Source organism: Paraburkholderia fungorum, assembly GCF_003610895.1.
Lineage (GTDB): Bacteria > Pseudomonadota > Gammaproteobacteria > Burkholderiales > Burkholderiaceae > Paraburkholderia > Paraburkholderia fungorum_B.
In genome coordinates, this window is the sequence record NZ_MCAS01000050.1 from 1 (window position 1) to 21,633 (window position 21,633).

A 21,633-nucleotide genomic window follows, 5' to 3' on the forward strand; every position below is an offset into this window, starting at 1 on the left:
TGTAGTGGTCCAATGGTCCTGGACACCTCTAAAGGGGATAATTCTCCAACTGAGGTGAGAGATGAGCAGACGGAACATAACTGACGAATTCAAGGCTGAAGCGGTGCAACTGGTGGTTGCCCAGGGCTATTCATTCTCCAAGGCCTGTGAGGCGCTGGGCGTAGGAGACACGGCCTTGCGGCGATGGGTTGCGCAGTGGCGGGCCGAACAGGCTGAGCCGCCGCGCACTGAGATTCAGGTCAAGGCCGACCAGCGACGCATCCGGGAACTGGAGGCGCGGGTGATCGAGCTCGAAAGGGAGCGCGAGATCCTAAAAAAGTCCACGGCCTTCTTCGTCAAGGAAATGGATCGCTCATCGAAGTGATCCATTCGCTGAAGAAGGCCTGGCCGGTGAGCGTGATGTGCGAGCTGCTGAAGGTGCCTCGAAGCAGCTATTACGCCGTTTCCACACGGCCCGCCAGAGTTGCTGCTGCGCCCGCGCTGCTCAAGGCGGTGCGCGAAATTCACGGCGAAAGCCGCGCCAGCTATGGCAGTCGCAGAATGGCTCAGGCCTTGCAGCAGCGAGGCCACGCGATCGGGCGTTACCGTGCCCGATCGCTGATGCGCGAGGCACAACTGGCGGTGGCGCGACGACGAACGCACCGTTATCGCAAGACTGACGGTGAAGCGCTGGTGGCTCCCAACCTGCTTGAGCGTCGGTTCGAGCCGTCGTCGATCAATCAGGTATGGGCGGGCGATATTACGTACGTGAGAACGCTTCAGGGCTGGTCCTATCTGGCCATCGTGATGGATCTGTATTCACGCCGTATCGTCGGCTGGGCGTTTGCGCAACTGCCCGATACGGTACTGGTTATCAGGGCTTTGCAGCAGGCGCGCGAGCATCGACGGCCGCCACCGGGCCTGATGTTCCACTCGGATCAGGGATGCCAGTACACCAGCGCGCACTTCGTGAACGAGCTGAAGGCAAACGGCATCATCCAGAGCATGAGCAGAAAGGGGAACTGCTGGGATAACGCGCCGGTGGAGCGCTTCTTTAGAAGTCTCAAAAGCGAATGGATCGACGATAAAGGGTACCCCGACCACGCATATGCGGAACGCGACATCGGGGCCTACATCGACGACTTTTATAACTACAGGCGCATCCATTCAGCGGCAGACGGTCTGCCACCGGCACGATACGAAGCTGCACTTTTTTAGAATTCACCTTTCGGGGTGTCCAGGTTTACTTGACCACTACAGTGCCGCCCCGCACAGGGGCAACACTAATAGACCAATAAGAAATCAAGGAAAGGCCAGCGCCGTAGGCATACAACCAAGCACCGCGCAGGCAAACCAACCCCTCCCTCTGGTATTCCCCTTTAGCATACCCACCACCCAATCTTTGATTACCGCCCCAGCAATCCCCCCCTTTAGACTCCTGCAAACACCCCAATCCAGCAGGAGACGTTGTGACTCTCACCCCGGCCGCCGCGCAGCGCGCTCAGCCATTGCTTCGCCATTACATCAATGGCGAATTCATCGCGACCGCGAACACCTTCCCCAATATCAGCCCGGTCGACGGCCGTGAACTCGCGCAAGTCTGCGAAGCCGACGCCGCAACCGTCGATGCCGCCGTCCGCGCCGCAGCCGCCGCTCAACGCGCCGGCTGGCGCAACACCAAACCGGCGGAGCGCGCGGACTGGCTGCATAAAATCGCCGACGGCATCGAAGCCCGGTTCGACGATTTCGTCGCGGCGGAAGTGGCCGACACCGGCCGCCCCGTCGAACAAGCCCGCAAGCTCGATATTGCCCGCGGTATCGCGAACTTCCGCACCTTCGCGGATCTTGTCCGCACCGCGAACAGCGAATTCTTCGAAACCCATGCAGCCGACGGCAGCGAACTGATCAACTACGTCACGCGCAAACCGCTCGGCGTAGTCGGCATCATCTCGCCCTGGAATCTGCCGCTGCTGCTGTTCACCTGGAAAGTGGCGCCGGCCCTCGCCATGGGCAACTGCGTCGTCGCCAAGCCCTCGGAAGAAACACCCAGCTCGGCCACGCTGCTCGCCGAAGTCATGCACGACATCGGCCTGCCGCCGGGCGTGTTCAACCTGATCCACGGCCATGGGCCGAACGCGGCCGGCGAGTTCCTGACCCGTCATCCGGACATCAGCGCGATCACGTTTACCGGCGAATCGCGTACCGGCAGCACGATCATGAAAACTGTGGCCGACGGCGTGAAAGAAATCTCCTTCGAACTCGGCGGCAAGAACGCAGCCGTGGTGTTTGCCGATGCGGACTTCGACGCGGCCGTGGCCGGTGTGCTCAAGTCGAGCTTCACGAATGCGGGCCAGGTCTGCCTGTGCAGCGAGCGCGTGTACGTCGAGCGGCCGATCTTCGAGCGCTTCGTCGCTGCATTGAAGGAGAAAACTGAGGCGCTGCAAGTCGGTGCGCCCGACGACCCCGCCACCACGATGGGTCCGCTGATCTCGCGCGGTCATCGTGAGAAGGTGCTGTCGTATTTCCGCCTGGCAGTGGAAGAGGGCGCAACGGTCGTGACCGGCGGCAACGTTCCTCAATTCGGCGATGCGCGCGATCAGGGCGCCTTCGTGATGCCGACCATCTGGACCGGTCTGTCCGACACGGCGCGCTGCGTCAAGGAAGAAATCTTTGGACCTGTGTGCCACATTGCCCCGTTCGACAGCGAAGACGAAGTGATCGGCCGCGTGAACGACAGTGCCTATGGCCTCGCCGCCAGCATCTGGACGACGCAACTGTCGCGCGGTCATCGCGTGGCGCGGCAGATCGAGACTGGCATCGTCTGGGTCAATGCCTGGTTCGTGCGCGATCTGCGCACACCGTTCGGCGGCACCAAACTGTCTGGTATCGGTCGTGAAGGCGGGCGTCATTCGCTCGATTTCTATTCGGAATTGACCAACGTTTGCGTGAGGATCGCATGAGCGAGATCGACCTGAACGCCGCGCAGCAGATCGCTTATGCACTCTGGCAAGCGCAGCAAAACGGCACACCGGTTGCGCCGGTACGCACTGTCATCGCGGAGCTCGGCGGCGATGCGCTCGAAGCCGCTTACGCGGTGCAGCGCCTCAATACCGAACGCAAGCTGGCGACTGGCCGGCGGCTCGTGGGCCGCAAGATCGGCCTGACGTCGAAAGCGGTGCAGGCGCAACTCGGTGTCGATCAACCGGATTTCGGCATGCTTTTCGACGATATGTCGATAGCCGACGGCGAAGAAATCGCGCTGTCGCGCACGCAGCAGCCCAAGGTGGAGGCGGAGATCGCGCTGGTGCTCGCTCACGATCTGCCGCACGAACTGCACACGGTAGCCGACCTGATCGGCGCAACGGCGTATGCGTTGCCCGCCATCGAGATCGTCGGCAGCCGGATTGCCAACTGGGATATCCGCTTGACGGACACCGTGGCCGACAACGCGTCGAGCGGTCTGTTCGTGCTCGGCAATCGCCCCGTCAAGCTCGATGCTTTCGACGCGATCAATTGCGGCATGGTCATGGAGCGGCGCGGCGATCAGGTGAGCGTGGGCGTTGGCGCGGCCTGTCTCGGCAATCCGTTCTACGCCGCCGTGTGGCTCGCCAACACCATGACCCGTGTCGGCGCGCCGTTGAAGGCGGGCGACATCGTGTTGACCGGCGCGCTTGGGCCGATGGTCGGCGTCAGCGCCGGTGATGTCTTCACCGCCCATATCGAAGGACTCGGCTCCGTGAGCGCGAGTTTTGCCCACCACGCGGAATCCGCATCGTGACCGGGAATGCCATGCACGAGAAGCAAGACAAAGCAGCCGTCGCCATCATCGGCTCCGGCAATATCGGCACCGATCTGATGATCAAGGTGCTGCGTAATGCGAAACACCTCGAAATGGGGGCGATGGTCGGTATCGACCCGGCCTCGGACGGCCTCGCGCGCGCCGAACGGCTCGGCGTGCCGACCACCGCGCAGGGGATCGAGGGTCTCGTGAGCATGCCGAACTTTGGCGACATTCGCATCGCGTTCGACGCGACGTCGGCAGGCGCACATCATCGCCACGCGGCCGTCCTGCGTGAACACGGCGTCACCGTGATCGATCTGACGCCGGCCGCGATCGGCCCGTTCGTGGTGCCGGTGGTGAATCTGTTCGCGCATCTGGACGCGCCAAACCTGAACATGGTCACCTGCGGCGGCCAGGCGACGATTCCAATCGTACACGCGGTATCGCGCGTGGCGCCGGTACGTTACGCGGAAATCGTCGCGTCGATTGCCAGCCGCTCGGCAGGTCCCGGAACGCGCGCCAATATCGACGAATTCACCGAGACCACTTCGAAGGCGATCGAAACGGTCGGCGGGGCGGCGCGCGGTAAGGCGATCATCGTGCTCAATCCGGCCGAGCCGCCGTTGATGATGCGCGACACCGTCTACTGCCTGACCGCAGAAGACGCCGATACCGGCGAAATCGAAAGCTCGATTCACGCGATGGTCGCGGCGGTGGCGAGTTATGTGCCCGGCTATCGTCTGAAGCAGGCGGTGCAGTTCGACCGTTATACGGCGGACAATCCGCTTGCCTTGCACGCGAACGAACGCCGCGCGGGCCTGAAGGTGAGCGTGTTCCTCGAAGTGGAGGGCGCCGCGCACTATCTGCCGTCCTATGCGGGGAATCTGGACATCATGACCTCGGCGGCGCTGGCCGCGGCCGAGCAGATCGCGGCCAGCCGCGTGGCAGCGTAAGAGCAACACGCAAAGGAAACACGCAATGACCGATAGCAACAAGAAAATCTACGTGTCGGACGTGACGCTGCGCGACGGCATGCATGCGATTCGCCATCAGTATTCGCTGGAAGACGCAGTGGCGATCGCGCAAGCGCTGGATGAAGCCGGCGTCGACAGTATCGAAGTCGCGCACGGCGATGGTCTCTCCGGTTCGAGCTTCAATTACGGATTCGGCGCGCACACCGATCTCGAGTGGATCGCGGCGGTGGCCGGCACGGTGAAGCGCGCACAAGTGGCGACGCTGCTGCTGCCCGGCATCGGCACCGTCCACGATCTGCGCGCGGCATACGACGCCGGCGCGCGTATCGTGCGGGTAGCCACGCACTGTACCGAAGCGGACATTTCGAAGCAGCACATCGAATACGCACGCTCGCTTGGCATGGACACAGTCGGCTTCCTGATGATGTCGCATATGACTACGCCCGACGCATTGGCGAAGCAGGCGAAGCTGATGGAAAGCTACGGCGCGCAATGCGTCTACGTGGTCGATTCGGGGGGCGCGCTGAATATGCGCGACGTCGCCGAACGGTTCGACGCCTTCAAGGCGGTGCTCGATCCGGCGACGCAAACGGGTATGCACGCGCATCACAATCTGTCGCTCGGGGTGGCGAATTCCGTGGTCGCGCTCGAACACGGTTGCGACCGCATCGATGCATCGCTGACCGGCATGGGCGCGGGCGCGGGCAACGCGCCGCTCGAAGTGTTCATTGCCGCGGTAGACCGGATGAAACTCAATCACGGCTGCGATGTGAAGAAGCTGATCGACGCCGCCGAAGATATCGTGCGTCCGTTGCAGGAGCGGCCGGTGCGCGTGGATCGCGAAACCCTGGCGCTCGGTTATGCCGGCGTGTATTCGAGCTTCCTGCGCCACACGGAAGCGGCCGCGGCGAAATACGGGCTGTCGGCCTTCGACATCATGGTCGAGCTCGGCCGCCGCCGTATGGTGGGCGGCCAGGAGGACATGATCGTCGACGTCGCGCTGGACATGCTGAAAGCACGCGAGCTCGCGCAGCAGGAGGCCGCATGATCGACCTCGACGCCCTTGCGCAACGTATCGACGACGCCGCGCGCCACGCGGAGCCGGTCGCGCAACTCACCACGTCCACGCCATTTTCGCTGGACGACGCGTACGGGATTCAGCGCGCGTCGATCGAGCGGCGCATTCATCGTGGCGAAAGCATGGTCGGCGTGAAGCTGGGTTTCACGAGCCGCGCGAAGATGATTCAGATGGGTGTGGACAGCCTGATCTGGGGCTGGCTCACCGACGCAATGCTGGACGAAGACGGCGGCCGTGTTGCGCTCGAGCGCTTCATTCATCCGCGCGTCGAGCCGGAAGTCTGCTTTCTGACGAGCCGCGAGATCGACCGTCCGCTGACCATGCTGGAAGCGTCGCGCTATCTGGAAGCGGTGGCGCCGGCAATGGAGATCATCGATTCGCGCTACCGCGATTTCAAGTTCACGCTAGAGGATGTGGTCGCCGATAACTGTTCCTCGGCGGGCCTGGTGATCGGTCCGTGGAGCCAACGTTTCGACGGCTTGCGCAATGCGGGCGTAACGATGCGAATCGACGGCCGTATCGTGCAGGCCGGCTCGACCGCGGCGATTCTCGGCGATCCGTTGCGCTCGATCGTGCAGGCCTCGCGCCTGATCGCGCAAAGCGGCCTGGTGTTGCCGGCCGGCTCGCTGATCATGGCGGGCGCCGCTACCGCCGCTCATCCGCTGCCCGCCGATGCGCACGTGCATTGCGTGGTCAACGGTCTCGGCAGCACTGAATTCACAACCTATCGACTCTCATGACCAACGAACCGACCATTCAGGGGCGCGTGGTGCCCGGCAAAGCCAAACCGCGTGGCCGTTTTCCTCACGTAACACGGGCTGGCGACTTCCTGTTCGTCTCCGGCACGAGTTCGCGTCGGCCTGACAATACGATTGCGGGCGCCTCGGCCGACGAACTTGGCACGGTGCAACTCGACATTCGTGAGCAGACGCGCGTGGTGATCGAGAACATTCGCGATATTCTTCAGAGTGAAGGCGCGGACCTGTCGAACCTCGTCGAGATCTCGTCGTTCCTCGTCAACATGAACGATTTCGGCGGCTACAACGCCGTGTACGGCGAGTATTTCGATGAAAGCGGTCCGACGCGCACCACGGTTGCCGTGCACCAGTTGCCTCATCCGCATTTGCTGATCGAGATGAAGGCGATTGCGTACACACCGAAAAAGTAATCACGCGTAGAAAACTAACGACAGAGACAGCCATGCTTACGTACGGCAAACCGTTCAATTTCCCGCGCTGGATCGACGATCACGCGCATCTGCTGAAACCGCCTGTCGGCAATCAGCAGGTGTGGCAGGACAGCGATTTCATCGTCACGGTGGTGGGTGGTCCGAACCATCGCACCGACTATCACGACGATCCGTTCGAGGAATTTTTCTATCAGCTGCGCGGCAACGCGTATCTGCATCTGTGGATCGACGGCAAGCGCGAACGCGTCGATCTGAAGGAAGGGGACGTTTTTCTGCTGCCGCCGCATGTGCGTCATTCGCCGCAACGGCCGGAGGCGGGCAGCGTCTGCCTCGTGATCGAGCGCCAACGCCCGCAAGGCGTCGTGGACGGCTTCGAATGGTATTGCGACGACTGTGGCCATCTCGTTCACCGCGTGGAGGTGCAACTGAAAAGCATCGTCAGCGATCTGCCGCCGCTTTTCAACGCCTTTTATGCCTCGGAAGAAAAACGCCGTTGCGCGCATTGCGGTCATGTCCACCCCGGCCGCGCCGTCTAAACAAACAGAATTACGATGACACTTCGAATCGACATGCATTCCCACTTCTTCCCGCCGATCACGCGCGAAGAGGCCGCACACCTCGACGCGCAACACGCGCCGTGGCTGAAGATCGACGCGGACGGCGAACGCGGCATGATCATGACCGGAGAGAAGAGCTTTCGCCCGGTGTATCGCGCGCTGTGGGATCCGGCCGCACGTATCGCCGAAATGGATGCACTCGGCGTCGACATCCAGTTGATGTGCGCGACACCGGTGATGTTCGGCTATCGCTACGACGCGGCCGCTGCACACGACTGGGCCGCGCGGATGAACGACCACGCGCTCGAACTGTGCGCGCATGCGCCGCATCGGCTGAAGGCGCTGGCGCAAGTGCCGTTGCAGGATATCGATCTCGCCTGCCGCGAGGCAACGCGCGCGCATCGCGCGGGACATCGCGGCGTGCAGATCGGCAATCACCTCGGCCCGCGCGATCTCGACGACGAACACCTCGTGACGTTTCTTTCGCACTGCGCGAACGACGGCATTCCGGTACTCGTGCATCCGTGGGACATGATGACCGACGGCCGCATGAAGAAATGGATGCTGCCGTGGCTTGTCGCGATGCCGGCGGAAACGCAATTGAGCATGGTGTCGCTGATTTTGTCGGGCGCATTCGAGCGGATTCCGAAATCGTTGAAACTGTGCTTCGCGCATGGCGGCGGCAGCTTCGCCTTTTTGCTCGGCCGCGTGCAGAACGCATGGGAGCAACGCGACATCGTGCGCGAGGATTGTCCGAATCCGCCGGTGTCGTATCTCGACCGCTTTTACGTGGATAGCGCGGTGTTCGACCAGGGGGCATTACGCCTGCTCGTCGACACGATGGGCGAAGACCATGTGCTGCTCGGCTCCGACTATCCGTTCCCGCTCGGCGAGCAGAAGATAGGTGACCTGGTCGCCAATCATCCGCAGCTGAGCGACACGGCGAAGACGAAGATTCTCGGCACCAATGCCCAGCGCTTTTTCGATTTGCCCTTGACGGTTGCACATGCCGCCTAGGCAGCAGAAACCTCAGACTTTGCAATAGCAACAAGACTACACAGGAAATTAGCCAGATGATCACCCGGGAACACTGCGCCGCGCTCGACGCCGCCGATACGTTGGCTCACTGCCGCGCGCGCTTCGATCTGCCCGCCGATACGATTTACCTCGACGGCAACTCGCTGGGTGCGATGCCCGCCAATGTGCCCGCGCGCATCGAACAGGCCCTGAAACAGGAATGGGCGCACGGTTTGATCCGCTCGTGGAACGACGCCGACTGGTATCCGGCGCCGCAGCGCACCGGCAACAAGATTGCGAAGCTGATCGGCGCGGGACCGGACGAAGTGATCGTCGCCGATTCGACTTCGGTGAATCTGTTCAAGGTGCTGATTGCGGCCACGCGCATGCGCCCGGGCCGCAACGTGATTCTCGCCGAGCGAACCAATTTCCCGACTGATGTGTATATCGCATCGAGCGTCGCCGAAATGACGGGGTGCGAGTTGCGTTGTGTCGATCCGGACGACATTGTCGCGGCGATCGACGATACCGTGGCGATCGTATCGCTTACGCACGTCAACTACAAAACCGGCAAGCGCTACGACATGGAGGCCGTGACGCGTCTTGCGCACGAGGCCGGCGCATTGATCGTATGGGACCTCTGTCACTCGGCGGGTGCGATGCCGGTGAACCTGAACCGCTGCGCCGCCGACTTCGCGGTGGGTTGCGGCTACAAGTATCTGAATGGCGGCCCGGGCGCACCGGCTTTCGTGTTCGTCGCGTCGCGCCATATCGAAGCGGTGCGTCAACCGTTGACCGGTTGGCACGGTCATTCGAAGCCGTTCGAGTTTACTCACGACTACGCGCCGCATCCGGGCATCGACCGCATGTTGACCGGCACCGCACCGCAACTCGGCGTCATCGCGCTGGAGAGTGCGCTGGAAGCATTCGACGGCGTCGATCTCGACGTGTTGCGCGAGAAGAGCGTGGCGCTCGGCAATCTGTTTATCGAGCTGACCGATCAGGAATTGCAGGGTCTCGGTTGCACGCTCGCGACGCCGCGCGCTGCCGAGCAACGTGGCAGCCAGGTATCGCTGGGTCACGCGCAAGGCTACGCGATCATGCAGGCGCTGATCGCGCGCAACGTGATCGGCGACTTCCGCGCGCCGGACATTTTGCGCTTCGGCTTTGCGCCGCTGTATGTGCGTTATGTCGATATCTGGGACACCATCGCGCAACTCAAGGACATTATCGCGACCGACGCCTGGAATACCGAAGAATTCAAGGCACGTAAATCGGTGACGTAATCGGTGGTGGAAGCGATGGGTTTGAGCACATCGGCTTAACGACGAGATTGATGACTCAGTGAGCAGACCAGCGCCGCGGTTCGGGCAAAGCAGCTAAGCCGACCGTGCGGCACCGGCGGTTGCGTCCATGTGCGCAACCGCATCCCAGGAGGAGACAGAACAATGACGCAAGAGCAGCGAGGCTTCGACACGATTGTCGAACGCGAGAAGGGGTTGCACCGTGGCTTATCGACGGGGCAGTTATCGATGATTGCGATTGGCGGCGCGATCGGCACGGGCCTGTTTCTCGGCAGTGGATTCGCGATCGGCTTTGCCGGTCCGAGCGTGCTGGTGAGTTACGCGATTGGCGCGTTGATCGCGCTGTTGTTGATGGGCTGCCTGGCCGAGATGACTGTAGCGCATCCGACATCGGGGTCGTTCGGCGCCTATGCCGAGCACTACATTGCGCCGTGGGCGGGATTTCTGGTGCGCTATGCGTACTGGTCGTCGATTGTGTTTGCGGTCGGCACGGAGGTGACGGCGATTGCCGTGTACATGAAGTACTGGTTTCCCGCGGTGCCTGGCTGGTACTGGATTGTGGGTTTTTCCGCGGCGCTGATCGGCATTAACTCGGTGAGCGTGAAGGTATTCGGCGCGGTCGAGTATGTGTTCTCGATGTTGAAGATCGTGGCGATTGTCGGTTTCATTTTGCTGGGCGCCTATGTGGTGTTCGGCGCGCCGGCGAACTCGGGGATCGGATTTGGCAATTACACGTCGCACGGCGGCTTCTTTCCGAAGGGCGTGTGGGGCATGTGGGTGGCGGTGATCGTATCGATTTTCAGCTATCTGAGCATCGAGATGATTGCGGTGGCGGCGGGCGAGGCACGCGATCCGCAGAAGGCGATTACGCGGGCGTTTCGCGCGACGATGTTCCGGCTGGTGTTCTTTTATTTGCTGACCTTGGCGTTGATGCTGGCGATCGTGCCTTGGAACGCGGCGGGTACGGATGAAAGCCCGTTCGTGCGGGTGATGGCGGCGACGCATGTACCTGGGGCCGCAGGCGTCATTAACTTTGTGATTCTGGTGGCGGCGTTGTCGGCGATGAACAGCCAGCTCTATATCACGACGCGGATGATGTTCAGTTTGTCGCGGGCCGGCTATGCGCCGCGGCGGCTGGGGGCTTTGAACGGTAAGGGTGTTCCGGTTGCTGCTCTTTGGCTTTCGACGATTGGCATCGCGTTGGCTACGGTGCTGAATGTGGTTTATCCGGATGCTTCGTTTGTGTTGATGATGTCGGTGTCGATGTTTGGTGCCATGTTCACCTGGTTGATGATCTTTGTTACGCACTTCTTTTTTCGCCATCAGCATAAGGGTGTGCCGTTGGCGTTCAGGATGTGGGGGTTTCCGGTTACTTCGCTGCTTGGCGCAGGGCTGATGGTGAGTGCGCTTGTTACTACGTGGTTTACGCGTGAGTTTCGGATGACGTTGGTGATTGGGGTGCCGTTTGTTTTTGTGTTGCTTGTTGTTTATTTTGTTTGGTATCGGGGGAGGGGTGGGGAGGCTGTGCGGGCCGAATTGGTGTGATGGTTTTTTTTTGCCTGCGCGGCGCTTGGTTGTGGTTTTATGATGTTGGCCTTTGCTTGTTCTGAATTCTTTGGCCTTTCCTTGATTTGCTATTGGTTTATTAGAGTTGCCCCTGTGCGGGGCGGCACTTACTTTCTTTGCCGCCGCAAAGAAAGATAAGCAAAGAAAGCGGCTCACCCCGCCAGCTCATAAGCGGGTCCCCCGCACAGTTGCGGTAGTGGTGCATCTGGAATCTGTGTTCTCGCACACTCCGCATTAGTGACAAGGGCGTCATACTTCCGGCGGCGCTGCGCGCGCCGAACGGTTCTTCATAAAACCACCCACCGCGCGTTTGCTCCCACGGTTTGTCCAGGTCACTGACTCGTCGTTGTATCGCAGCTGCTGATACGACTGCGGCCGTGCCATGAATGCGACGTATCGGCATTTCAAGCGTCCGCTCCCACGGTTTGCCCAGTTCCCTGGCTAGTCGTTGCATCGCCGCGGCAGGCACAACTGTGGCCGTGCCGTAAATGCAACGCAGCGACACTTCAAGCGTCTGCTCCCACGATTTGCCCAGTTCCCTGGCTAGTCGTTGCATCGCCGCGGCAGGCACAACTGCGGCCGCCGTAAATACAATGCATCGACATGCCATTCGAAGTGGGGGCTCGCCAGTAAGTGCGGGAGCGCCTCACCGAGGCGAAGCCGATGGTCCCCGCTACCCGAAATGAAGCCCCGGGTTTCCCATGCAGACCCATCCGCGACGCACGCAGTGCGGAGTGGGAGCGGATGAGCGCCTTGTCGCTAACGCGGAGTGTGCGAGAACACAGATTCCAGATGCACCACTACCGTGGCTGTGCGGGGGACCCACTTATGAGCTGGCGGTGTGAGCCGCTTTCTTTGCTTATCTTTCTTTGCGGCGGCAAAGAAAGTAAGTGCCGCCCCGCACAGGGGCAACGCTAATAAACCAATAGCAAATCAAGGAAAGGCCAAAACCATAAAACCACAACCAAAACAGACGACTAACACAGCAAGGAAAGGCACAAAGAGTAAGTGCCGCCCCGCACAGGGGCAACACTAATAAACCACTAACACAACAAGGAGAGGCCAAAGAAATCAGAACGAGGAAAGGCCAGCGCCATAGGCAAAGACCCAAAGCGCCGCGCAGGCAAAAAACCCCAAAAACCTTTCCCTTATTTAACCCCCAAAATCCACCGCGCAAACCTCTCAGCATCAGCATCCGAAATGGCATTGGCGGGCATCACCGCCCCAGTATTCCACTTCCCGGAACTCCCTTCCAACATACTCTTCTTAAGCTTCGCGACAGCATCAGAATCCCCCCGATACCGCTCAGCGACGGCCCGAAACGCTGGCCCGACCTTGGTCGTATCAATCGAATGACAAGCGCGGCAAGTCTGCTCGCTAGCAGAAACACCACTCCCAGTAGCAATCCCACCCTCCGCCGCCGCAGCGAAAGAGCCACAAAAAACCCCAGCTAGCGCAGCCAAAACCACAATCCCTCTCACCATGTCACCCCAGTAAAAAACAAAAAACCCCACCGGCGAAAACCGCCGGCAGGGCAAAGCGCTCAACAGACCATCATGAGGAAAGAAACCAACCCAATCGCGTTACCGCGGCGGCCACGGCTTGGCCGGCGCGCCAATCACCGGCTTACCCAACAACGGCGTCGACAACGCATACGCTCCGTTCTCGGTGAACGCCCAGATGATGTTGCGGTCGTACTCGGTGTAAATCGCCAGTACACCCTTGCCGAGGGTGTAATTCGGCAACTCGCTCTCGTCCGCCAAAGCCGGCACGAAGTACCCGGCAATCGTCGGCTTCTCCGGATTGCGTACGTCGAAAATCTGCACGCCGGCGTTGTAGAACGAATACGGAATCACGCCCTGGCGTGAGCCACCCGGCTGACCGATCGCGTTCGAACGCTTCGGACCAAAGTTGCCGCCGCGCTGGCAGAAACTCGTGAACGGCGCGCCCTCAGGCGGTGTCGGCTGCGGCAGCTTGCCCGCTACCTTCAGATGCGACGGATCGCGGGCGTCGACGATGAAAATGTCCTTGTACGGCTCATAGCAATCGCGGTTCATCGGGTAGCCGCTCGTCAGCACGAAACCCGTTCGGTCGTACTGGCTGACGTCGGCATTGTCGTACTCGGTACCGGCAAAGCTCGGCGCGGTATTCACGTTGCCGAGCACCTTCGGCTTCGCCGGGTTGGACAGGTCGAACGAATAAAGACCCAGGCCGCCCATCGCGCCGAAGCCGATCTTGCCACCTTGTTCCAAAGGCTTCGGCAGGAAGATTGGAATCCGCGAGCCCATCCACGAGGTGCGGTTGCCGGCGCGCGGATTCATCAGATAAGCCTGTTCGTCCGCTTCGTTGCCGAGTTTTTGCCCCGGCACCGAGATCTGCGAGACGAACTTCGGATCGGCGGGGTCCGACATGTCCCAGACCTGATAACCCGGCGAATACAGATAGTTCGGGTACTCGGTCAGCGCGTAGCTGTCGTCCGGTGCGGCCGACAGGATCATGTACTTGCCGCCGTAGTATTCCGGCGCATCGAGCGAGCCCGAACCTTGCTGTTGACCGATCGGCGCATCGGGATGCTTGTAGTCGGTGGTGCGCGTGGCGATCAGCTTCCATTGGCTCGGCAGCGGGCCGTCCATTTCGAAGACCTTGAAGCCCTTGAGCGAGTTGTAGTGACGCTGTGCTTCGACCTTGTCCGGCTGCTCGCTCTTGTCGGTCATCAGGCCATAGCGGCCGATTTCGAACGAGGCGACCAGCACCGGCTTGCCGAGCTTCTTGCTCCACACAATGGTGGCGCCGCCGAGGTAGTCATGCACATTGTTCGGGTCGAATTTCTCAGTCGGTCCCTTCGGTCCCCACGTGCCGCCCTGCGAGAATACGACCTTGCCGTTGGCGGGATCGGTGACGTCCATGATCCGCAGATAATCACGGTCGTGGATATAGAGGTAACGGCGTCCGTCGAAGTCGGCAATATTGTTCCAGGCGTGGAAGGGCGAATCGACGAGCGGGTAGAAGGCCAGAACCTTGACGTCCTTGGCATAGCTCTTCTTGTCCCACGTTGTCATTTCACCCGGGAAGTGCTGGCCTTGATGCACTTCGGGGGTGGCCTTGGGCCACACGAACTGGCCGGTTGCCGGGTCCATGCCGTAATCGACACCCGGCTTGAGCGGAGCAGGCCGGCGGTCCGGAGTAAGGCGCAGCCATTGGGCAAGGTAGGGGTCCTTGACACTCGGCGTGCCGGGCGTCACTTGTGCCGCGGAGGCTGCGGCGTCCGGCGCCGCGGCAGCCGGCGCATTTTCCGCGGCCGCACAAGCCGCCGCGGACACGAAAGTCAACAGGACGCCTGTTGCGAGAGTGGATTTCAGATTGCGTTTGCGAAGCATTGGCTTCCTCCTTTTTATATTAGAACGCGTGACGAATCCCGAACTGGAAACCGCTCGGATTCTGTCCGCCGTTCGGATACACCTGGAACGTGACCGGATAAGGGATAGGCACGTCGTGCTGGCTCTTCACGTGCGCGAAAGTGGCATACAGGTCGGTGCGTTTGGACAAACCGTAGATGTAGCCGATCACGCCGCCGGTCGCGCTGGAAATGCTCGTATTGTTGTCGTCGTGACGATGCACCACGCTCAGGTACAGACGATTGCGCCCGTCGATATTCCAGCGTGCGCCGATCTGCGCGTCCCATCCTTGCGAATTGAAGGCGACGTAAGGCGGATACGCGTAGTAGCCGTTGTACGTGTGATAGATAAACGTCGGTTCGAAACCGCCGAACTTGTAGACGGCGGAGAAATAGTTGTCGCGCGACGAATGGATCTGCGAGGACTTGAAGATATCGCGTGTGTACTGCAGCTCGCTCACGGCACCGAGGAAAATCGGCCCGTGCCGATAGTCGATACTGGTGCTCAGGAAACGCCCCGCGCGCGTGCTGTCGCCTACGCCGGTGGTCGCCATGATCCGGCCGGTGAAGCCGTAGAACGTCGGCGTCTTGTACTGGATCGCGTTATCCACGCGATACGAGGCGTAGAAGAACTCCATGTTGTTGACCATACTGAAGTCGGCGGCCCAGCTCGGATCGGCGTAGCCCGCAATCCAGTACGAGGGCGTGAATTGCCGTCCCATCGTCACTTCACCCCAGTTGCCTTTCAGGCCCACGAACGACTGGCGGAACTGCGTCGACTGCACGCCGGTGTTCGCGGAGAACATCGGTTCGATCGTGAACACGGCCTTGTTGCCGCCGCCCAGATCTTCGACCCCGCTCAGGTTGAAGCGCGAGTTGTTCAGACCGCCGCTCGACATGCGGGTCACGTTTCCGCCGGAACCGGAAGAGATCAGATGTTCGATGTTCATGTCGACATAGCCCGACAGCCAGACGCTCGACTGCGCGTGTGCGCCGGCGCAGGCAAGCATGAAGGCGCCGGACACGAGTGCTTTCTTTTTCATTCAGTCTCCAAACAGATCGTTGTTCTTTTCGTGAGAGAGAGTGCTGTCGTCGCGCGCGACAGCCGCGGGTAAGTCCTTTTTTGTCGTGTATACACAAACTGTGAAAAATTATACCCACGGCAAAATTTGGATTCCGAGCTTTATTTTTTTATACAAAACAGCGGTTTAGTTATAGCGGGTTCACCCGGATGGCATCTCTCGTCAAAACAGATGCCGGATTCCGGCTGCATAAGTCATCGCGGTGCCGGAGCCGGAGAGCTTGTCGTAGACGGTCAGCAGGTAAACATCGGTGCGTTTGGACAGGAAATAGTCGAGACCCGCGGAGCCGGTATTGCGGCCGGTGGCGGCGTTTTTCGGTGCGCTGCGGCGGGTGTACGCCCATTCGGCGAGGGCGCTGAGTTGCGAGGTCAGAGGCACCGAGAGGCCGGCTTCGTAGGTATGCGTGCCAATGTCGGTCGAATCGGTGCGCAGGCCTTGCAGTGCGCCATACAGTTTGAAGAGCGAAAAATCATAGGCGGCGCCGACGAGGTACGCGTTCTGTGTCGGCGACGCCACACCGGCGACCACGCGTGTGCGTTGTACGGTCGCGACAGCCGTGAGCGAGCCGCCTGCATAGAGCGTGGACAGTGCGGCGTTGTACGTGCCGTTCGCGCCCGCGAAACCGCCTGGCGCATACACGGCGGTGGTGGTCAGGCCGTTCAGATTGGGGCTGGTGTACTGAATGCCGTTGTTCCACACCGTGTCGCCCACAATCGCGCCACCGTAAGGCGTGGTGAAGGTCTGCATGACCAGCGGCGAGAACAGGATCGATGCCTGGAACGGATTGACCGCCTGCTCGGCGAGGTAGAGCAGGTTGGTGTGCCGCCCGAGCGTCACGCGTCCGAACGGTCCGGCGATACCGACATACGAATTGCGTCCCCAGAACGGATCGGCGGCGGTGCGGCCGACGCCGCCGTTGGTCGGCTGAAAGAAGCTCTCGAGCACGGCAATCGCGCGATAACCCGCGCCGAGCTCCTCGTTGACGCGAATGCCCCAGTAAGGCGCCGTCAATCCCGGACTCTGTTCGGCGATAGCGGCGGGCGGCCCGTTGCTGCGTTTGGTGCTGGCGATGTCGAGCCCGACAAGCCCATACAAGGTGACGGAGGTTTGCGCTTTTACCGCGTGGGACGCGAGTCCCCATGCGGCGGCGCAACTGAGCGCGAGCGCGCCCAACGATCGAACGTTCATGGCGAATCCTCTTGTGCAGTTGGGAACAACGGGGGAACAGCAAGACATCGGCGGGACATCGGCAGAACACCAGCGGAACGGCGACGACACAACGACGAGACAGCGACGAGACAGCGACAGGACGAGAACCGGATAGCAATGAAGCTCTGGGTGGCGGTGCGACGCCGCACCGCCACGTTTCAGGCCGCGCGCACCGCGAATTCGATGGGGGCGTGGGCGAAGTGCTGCGACAGACTGGCGAGCAGCGCGTCTCGTTGCGCGATCAACGAAGCGGGCGAGCGGCCCGCGATGTGCGGCGTGATCAGCACGCCCGGATGATCGAGCAGCGCGGCCGGCACCTCGGGTTCGTCTTCGATCACGTCGAGTCCCGCGCCCGCAATCGCGGCGTGCGCCAGCGCGTCGATCAACGCCTGCGTGTCGAGCACCGAGCCACGCGATACGTTCACCACGTAGCCGTTCGGCCCCAGCGCTTGCAACACCTCGCGATTGACCAGATGACGGGTCGCGGCGCCGCCGTTGCAGGCGATCACCAGAAAGTCGCTATCGGCGGCCAGTTCGGTGAGTACCCCGTAGTAGCGGCCTGGCGCGTCGCCATGCGGCTGACGTCCGTGATAGCCGAGCGTCATGTCGAAGCCCTGTGCGCGCGCCGCGATCAGCCGGCCGATGCGTCCCATGCCGACCAGCCCCAGGCGTGCCCCCGTCAGCGTGGGCCGCTCGGCGCGCGAGGCATGCCAATGCCCCGCGCGTACCGCGTCGGTGAGCGGCGCATAGCCGCGCGCGAGCGCGAGCAGCAGACCGATGGCGTGATCGGCGACGGTCGCCGCATTCGCGCCGGGCGCATGGGTCACCACGATGCCGCGCCGAGTGGCGCTGGCCAGGTCGACGTTCTCGTAGCCCGCACCGAACGCGCTGACGATCTCCAGCGCGGGCAGCGCGGCCATCTGCGCGCCGGACAACCCGGTCGAGCCGTTGGTCACCACGGCGCGCACGTTCACCGGGTCGACCCCGGCAGACAAGGCGTCGCCCCAGCCGCCGGGATGGTAGTGAAGCGTGTAGCCGCGCCGCAGCGCATCGAGCGTCGCGTCGGGCAGCGGGATCAGCGCCAGCACATGTATGCCGCCCGCGCCTGTCACAGCGCTCATACCTGTGGACCGGCAGCAGGCGCGACGTCCTTCACCGCGCCTTTCCAGCCGTTTTCGGTGATATCGAACACGGTGCCGTCCGGCATGCGGTACTTCACTTCATAGAACACGTTCGGATCTTTTTCGTGGCGTCCCGTGAGATACGTGCCGCCCGCCGCGACCACGCGCGCCGCCGTGTCTTCGACGCTGTCCACCCACATGCCGAAGTGGATTACGCCGCGTACGTCCTTTAGACCCGCGTAACCGGGGACGGTCTCGTCCTTGAAGTTGAGGAGCGCCACGTTCATCGTGCCGTCCGTCATATAGATGCCGCGCATCGCGTTGCCCGCGCGGCGCATGCCGAATGCCTGTTCGAAGAATTGCGCGGCGGCTTCGGGGTCTTCGACCGAAAGCGCGATGTGGCGGAGCTTGTCCATGAGATGTCCTTGGGTTGTTCCGGGTTGTCTTACAGATGAATCGCCTGTCGGCGTAGGGAGGGTTGTCGTGACTTTGAATCAAGTGTGTCCGCAACTTCACCAGGTATACTACGCATAACAAATGTATACACAAAAACGAATTGATATACCAGAATGGTTCTCATCCATGGGTCGACGCCGTTAGCGTCGATCCGCCGCACTGTATGAGGACCACCGATGCACACCTTGCAGGAACCGCTGGGTAGTCTTTCCGCCTCGCTCCGGCGGCGCTTCGCGCAGCTCGGACCGGTCTGGGGGCGCGATATCAATGCGCATCGCGATCTGGTGATCGAGGCGTATTCGCCGCTGGTGGCGGCGGCGCGCGATGCGGGCGAGCCGCTCGAGGTGGCGCGCGATATCGCATACGGCGGCCATGAGCGGCAACGTCTGGACGTGTTTGCCGCCGGGCAGACGCGGCAGGAGGGCAACGCCGACGTCGTGCTGTTCGTCCACGGCGGTGCGTTTTTGCGCGGCAGCAAGAGCTTCAACGGACTCATTTACGACAACGTCTCGCGCTGGTTCGCGCGGCAGGGCTGCGTCGCACTGAACGTCGAATACCGGCTCGCGCCTGAGGCGCCTTATCCCGCCGGCGCGGATGATGTCGCCGCCGCACTGGCGTGGGCACGGCAACACGTCGAGGAATTCGGCGGCAATCCACGAAGGATTTTTCTGGTCGGGCATTCGGCGGGCGGCGCGCATGTCGCCACCTATTTGTGCGATCCGTTGTATGCCGGGTTGCGTGAAGGTGCGCCGGCCGTCGCCGGTGCGGTGCTGATCAGCGCCCGGCTGGCTGCCGACGTGTTTCCCGATAACCCGAACGCAGCCGGCGTGCGCGCCTATTTCGGCGCGGACGAAACACGCTACGCCGAGCGTTCGCCGCTGACCCATGCGGCGCATTTCGACACGCCGCTGATGGTGGTGGTCGCCGAATACGAGAACCCTTATCTGGACGCCTACGGCGCGGCTTTCTTCGAGCGCGTTCTGCAAGCGCGTCGGCGTGCCGGTGACGCGGCGCCCCAACGCGCGCCGCGTTTTGTGCAGATGCCGCGGCACAACCACACATCGGTGGTCGCGCATTTCGATTCGGGCGAGACGTTGCTGGGCGACGCGATGCTCGATTTTTTCAGCGCGTGATCTTTCGCCTCCATGTCCACGTCTATCCGTCCAGCCAATCAGGAGATCCGCATGTCCGTCAGTCGTCCGTCTGCTTTTGCCAGGCCACGTGTATTCGCGCCGGTCGTCACGCCGTTTACGGCGGGGCTGGATGTCGATGCGCCGCGTTTCGTCGCGTTCTGCCGCTGGCTGGTCGGGCAGGGCGCCGGGCTCGCGCTGTTCGGCACGAATAGCGAAGCCAATTCGCTGAGTCTTGCCGAACGTCACGCGCTGCTGGATCAGGTGCTCGAAGCCGGTATCGATTCCGCGCACCTGTTGCCGGGCACCGGCGCATGCGCGCTGCCCGATGCCATTGCATTGACGCGCCACGCCGCCGAAGCCGGTTGCGCGGGCGCCTTGATGCTGCCGCCGTTCTTCTACCAAGGCGTGAGCGACGACGGGTTATTTGCCTACTACTCCGACGTGATTCAGGCGATCGGCTCGGATCAGTTGCGGGTGTTGCTGTATCACATCCCGCAGTTCACCGGCGTGCCGATCACGCACACGCTGATCGAGCGGCTGATCGCGGCGTATCCGCAAACCGTGGTGGGCATCAAGGATAGTTCGGGCGACTGGGCCAATACCGCGGCGATGCTGGAGAAGTTTCCCGGCTTCGCGGTGTTTCCCGCGTCCGAGGCCTTGCTTGGCAAAGCGTTGCCGCTAGGCGCGGCCGGTTGCATTTCGGCGACCGCGAATATTCAGCCGCATGCAATCGCCAGTCTGCTGAACGCGGCGACGCCGGAAGAAAGGGCGGTGTGGGAAGGCAAGGTCGCGACGGTTCGCCTCGCGGTGCAGGCGCAACCGATGATTCCCGCGCTGAAAAGCATCGTCGCGCACTTCGCGCACGATCCCGAATGGACGCGGGTGCGCCCGCCGCTCACGCCGATGAATCCGGCGCAGTCCGGCGCGCTGTTGCAGCAGCTTCAGTCATTGGATTTTTCGATGCCGTCGGTGGCATCGCTCGCGGCGGTGGCCGCGTGAACAGACAGCGGTTTCAGCCGGCGCATGGCCGGTGCCCGATACAGCCGGCGCCGCCTAGGCAAGCGGCGCAGTGCCTGCCGCGCCCGCATCGCCGCGCAGCGCGCCGCGTGTCAGACGCTTTCGCGCTCGGTGCGCTGGCGTTTGAGCCGGCCGAGCACGACGATCGACAGCCGTGCCGTGTGGTCGCGCATCGCGTTATACGCACGTTCCGGTTCGGAGTTGAGGATCGCGGAGACGATCTCGCGATGCTCGTCGGTTGCCGCCTCGAAACGCGACGGCGAAGCCGGCTGCGCGGCGCGAAAACCCGCCAGACGCTGCCGCTGAACGGACATGATCGACGCCAGCGATTTGCTTTGCGCGCCCTTGCAGATCAGTTCGTGGAATTCGCGATTGAGTTGGAAGTACTCCGTTTCATCGCCGCGCGCGATCGCGGCGTTCATTTCCGTCTGGAGCTCTTCGAGCTGTTTCTTCTCGACGAGGCTCATACGCTGCGCGCTCAACCGGCAGCACAGCGCCTCGAGTTCGCACATCGCTTCGAGCATGTCGGCCAGTTCGTCGATGCTGAACTGCGCGACCACCACGCCCTTGCGGGGCGTCAGTTCGACGAGGCCGCGCGCGGCGAGTTCGCGCAGCGCTTCGCGAATCGGTGTGCGCGAGGCATTGAAGCGTTCGGCGAGTGCCGCTTCTTCGAGCTTCTGGCCCGGTTCAAGCGTGCCTTCGATGATCTCGTCGCACAGCAGGCGGTAAATCTTGGAGGAGAGCGTCGTCATCGTGATGGTCGTGGGTTGAGCGAA

The 21,633-nt window shown here is 61.9% G+C and carries 20 protein-coding genes; 13 read left to right on the forward strand and 7 right to left on the reverse strand.

From position 1 onward, the window contains the following. The first annotated feature begins 61 nt into the window (after window positions 1–61). The 11 genes from BCY88_RS33310 (at window position 62) to BCY88_RS33360 (ending at window position 11,424) form a co-directional block, all read left to right on the forward strand. A protein-coding gene (locus tag BCY88_RS33310) for an IS3 family transposase (protein ID WP_259461552.1) occupies window positions 62–1,197 on the forward strand; the annotation gives its coding sequence in 2 pieces (ribosomal slippage) (window positions 62–320 and window positions 320–1,197; 1,137 coding nt in all). A 251-nt stretch (window positions 1,198–1,448) separates the two neighbouring features. Next, complete coding sequence (locus BCY88_RS33315; protein WP_120348373.1) at window positions 1,449–2,939, forward strand: 2-hydroxymuconic semialdehyde dehydrogenase; 1,491 nt, start codon at window positions 1,449–1,451, stop codon at window positions 2,937–2,939. Next, on the forward strand, window positions 2,936–3,757 hold the full coding sequence (locus BCY88_RS33320; RefSeq protein WP_120348374.1) for a fumarylacetoacetate hydrolase family protein: 822 nt from the start codon (window positions 2,936–2,938) through the stop codon (window positions 3,755–3,757). The genes BCY88_RS33315 and BCY88_RS33320 overlap by 4 nt, the downstream gene beginning before the upstream one ends. Window positions 3,758–3,768: 11 nt before the next feature. After that, on the forward strand, window positions 3,769–4,713 hold the full coding sequence (locus BCY88_RS33325) for an acetaldehyde dehydrogenase (acetylating) (protein ID WP_120348375.1): 945 nt from the start codon (window positions 3,769–3,771) through the stop codon (window positions 4,711–4,713). 25 nt (window positions 4,714–4,738) lie between these two features. Next, window positions 4,739–5,782 carry a 4-hydroxy-2-oxovalerate aldolase gene (gene dmpG, locus BCY88_RS33330; RefSeq protein WP_120348376.1) on the forward strand — a complete coding sequence of 348 codons (1,044 nt, stop codon included), beginning with the start codon at window positions 4,739–4,741 and terminating at the stop codon, window positions 5,780–5,782. Further along, a complete protein-coding gene (locus BCY88_RS33335) occupies window positions 5,779–6,552 on the forward strand; it encodes a 2-keto-4-pentenoate hydratase (RefSeq protein WP_120348377.1) in 774 nt (257 codons plus the stop codon). Before dmpG ends, BCY88_RS33335 begins: the two co-directional genes overlap by 4 nt. Continuing rightward, entirely contained in the window at window positions 6,549–6,980 is a 432-nt protein-coding gene (locus BCY88_RS33340) for a RidA family protein (RefSeq protein ID WP_120348378.1), read from the forward strand. Before BCY88_RS33335 ends, BCY88_RS33340 begins: the two co-directional genes overlap by 4 nt. 32 nt (window positions 6,981–7,012) lie before the next feature. Then, window positions 7,013–7,537, forward strand: coding sequence for a 3-hydroxyanthranilate 3,4-dioxygenase (locus BCY88_RS33345; protein WP_120348379.1), 525 nt, complete (start codon window positions 7,013–7,015; stop codon window positions 7,535–7,537). Window positions 7,538–7,552: 15 nt separating this feature from the next. After that, complete coding sequence (locus tag BCY88_RS33350) at window positions 7,553–8,575, forward strand: amidohydrolase family protein (RefSeq protein ID WP_120348380.1); 1,023 nt, start codon at window positions 7,553–7,555, stop codon at window positions 8,573–8,575. A gap of 56 nt (window positions 8,576–8,631) precedes the next feature. After that, window positions 8,632–9,861 (forward strand): kynureninase, encoded by a 1,230-nt coding sequence (gene kynU / locus BCY88_RS33355; protein ID WP_120348381.1) that lies wholly within the window; start codon window positions 8,632–8,634, stop codon window positions 9,859–9,861. Between the two features lie 162 nt (window positions 9,862–10,023). Further along, a complete protein-coding gene (locus tag BCY88_RS33360) occupies window positions 10,024–11,424 on the forward strand; it encodes an amino acid permease (protein ID WP_120348382.1) in 1,401 nt (466 codons plus the stop codon). 1,169 nt (window positions 11,425–12,593) lie between these two features. Here BCY88_RS33360 and BCY88_RS33365 read toward each other — a convergent pair. From BCY88_RS33365 to BCY88_RS33390, 6 genes are all read right to left on the reverse strand, one after another. Beyond that, window positions 12,594–12,929: a c-type cytochrome gene (locus BCY88_RS33365; protein ID WP_120348394.1), complete on the reverse strand. Its 336-nt coding sequence runs from the start codon at window positions 12,927–12,929 to the stop codon at window positions 12,594–12,596. A gap of 99 nt (window positions 12,930–13,028) precedes the next feature. Continuing rightward, the gene (locus BCY88_RS33370) at window positions 13,029–14,822 is read right to left on the reverse strand and encodes an LVIVD repeat-containing protein (RefSeq protein ID WP_120348383.1); all 1,794 of its coding nucleotides are present in this window, start codon (window positions 14,820–14,822) and stop codon (window positions 13,029–13,031) included. A gap of 19 nt (window positions 14,823–14,841) precedes the next feature. Further along, window positions 14,842–15,882 (reverse strand): porin, encoded by a 1,041-nt coding sequence (locus BCY88_RS33375; protein ID WP_120348384.1) that lies wholly within the window; start codon window positions 15,880–15,882, stop codon window positions 14,842–14,844. Between the two features lie 201 nt (window positions 15,883–16,083). Then, window positions 16,084–17,109 (reverse strand): porin, encoded by a 1,026-nt coding sequence (locus tag BCY88_RS33380; RefSeq protein ID WP_120348385.1) that lies wholly within the window; start codon window positions 17,107–17,109, stop codon window positions 16,084–16,086. A gap of 179 nt (window positions 17,110–17,288) precedes the next feature. Then, a complete protein-coding gene (locus tag BCY88_RS33385; protein WP_120348386.1) occupies window positions 17,289–18,251 on the reverse strand; it encodes a 2-hydroxyacid dehydrogenase in 963 nt (320 codons plus the stop codon). Then, a complete protein-coding gene (locus BCY88_RS33390) occupies window positions 18,248–18,667 on the reverse strand; it encodes a VOC family protein (protein ID WP_120348387.1) in 420 nt (139 codons plus the stop codon). Before BCY88_RS33390 ends, BCY88_RS33385 begins: the two co-directional genes overlap by 4 nt. A 216-nt stretch (window positions 18,668–18,883) precedes the next feature. On the opposite strand from BCY88_RS33390, the gene BCY88_RS33395 reads away from it, so the two are divergent. Together BCY88_RS33395 and BCY88_RS33400 are read left to right on the forward strand one after the other, a co-directional pair. Continuing rightward, window positions 18,884–19,840, forward strand: coding sequence for an alpha/beta hydrolase (locus BCY88_RS33395; RefSeq protein WP_120348388.1), 957 nt, complete (start codon window positions 18,884–18,886; stop codon window positions 19,838–19,840). Window positions 19,841–19,891: 51 nt separating this feature from the next. Then, window positions 19,892–20,839, forward strand: a complete 948-nt coding sequence (locus BCY88_RS33400; RefSeq protein WP_120348389.1) for a dihydrodipicolinate synthase family protein — start codon at window positions 19,892–19,894, stop codon at window positions 20,837–20,839. 110 nt (window positions 20,840–20,949) lie between these two features. On the opposite strand, the gene BCY88_RS33405 is transcribed toward BCY88_RS33400, so the two are convergent. After that, on the reverse strand, window positions 20,950–21,609 hold the full coding sequence (locus tag BCY88_RS33405; RefSeq protein ID WP_120348395.1) for a GntR family transcriptional regulator: 660 nt from the start codon (window positions 21,607–21,609) through the stop codon (window positions 20,950–20,952). Between the last annotated feature and the right edge of the window lie 24 nt (window positions 21,610–21,633).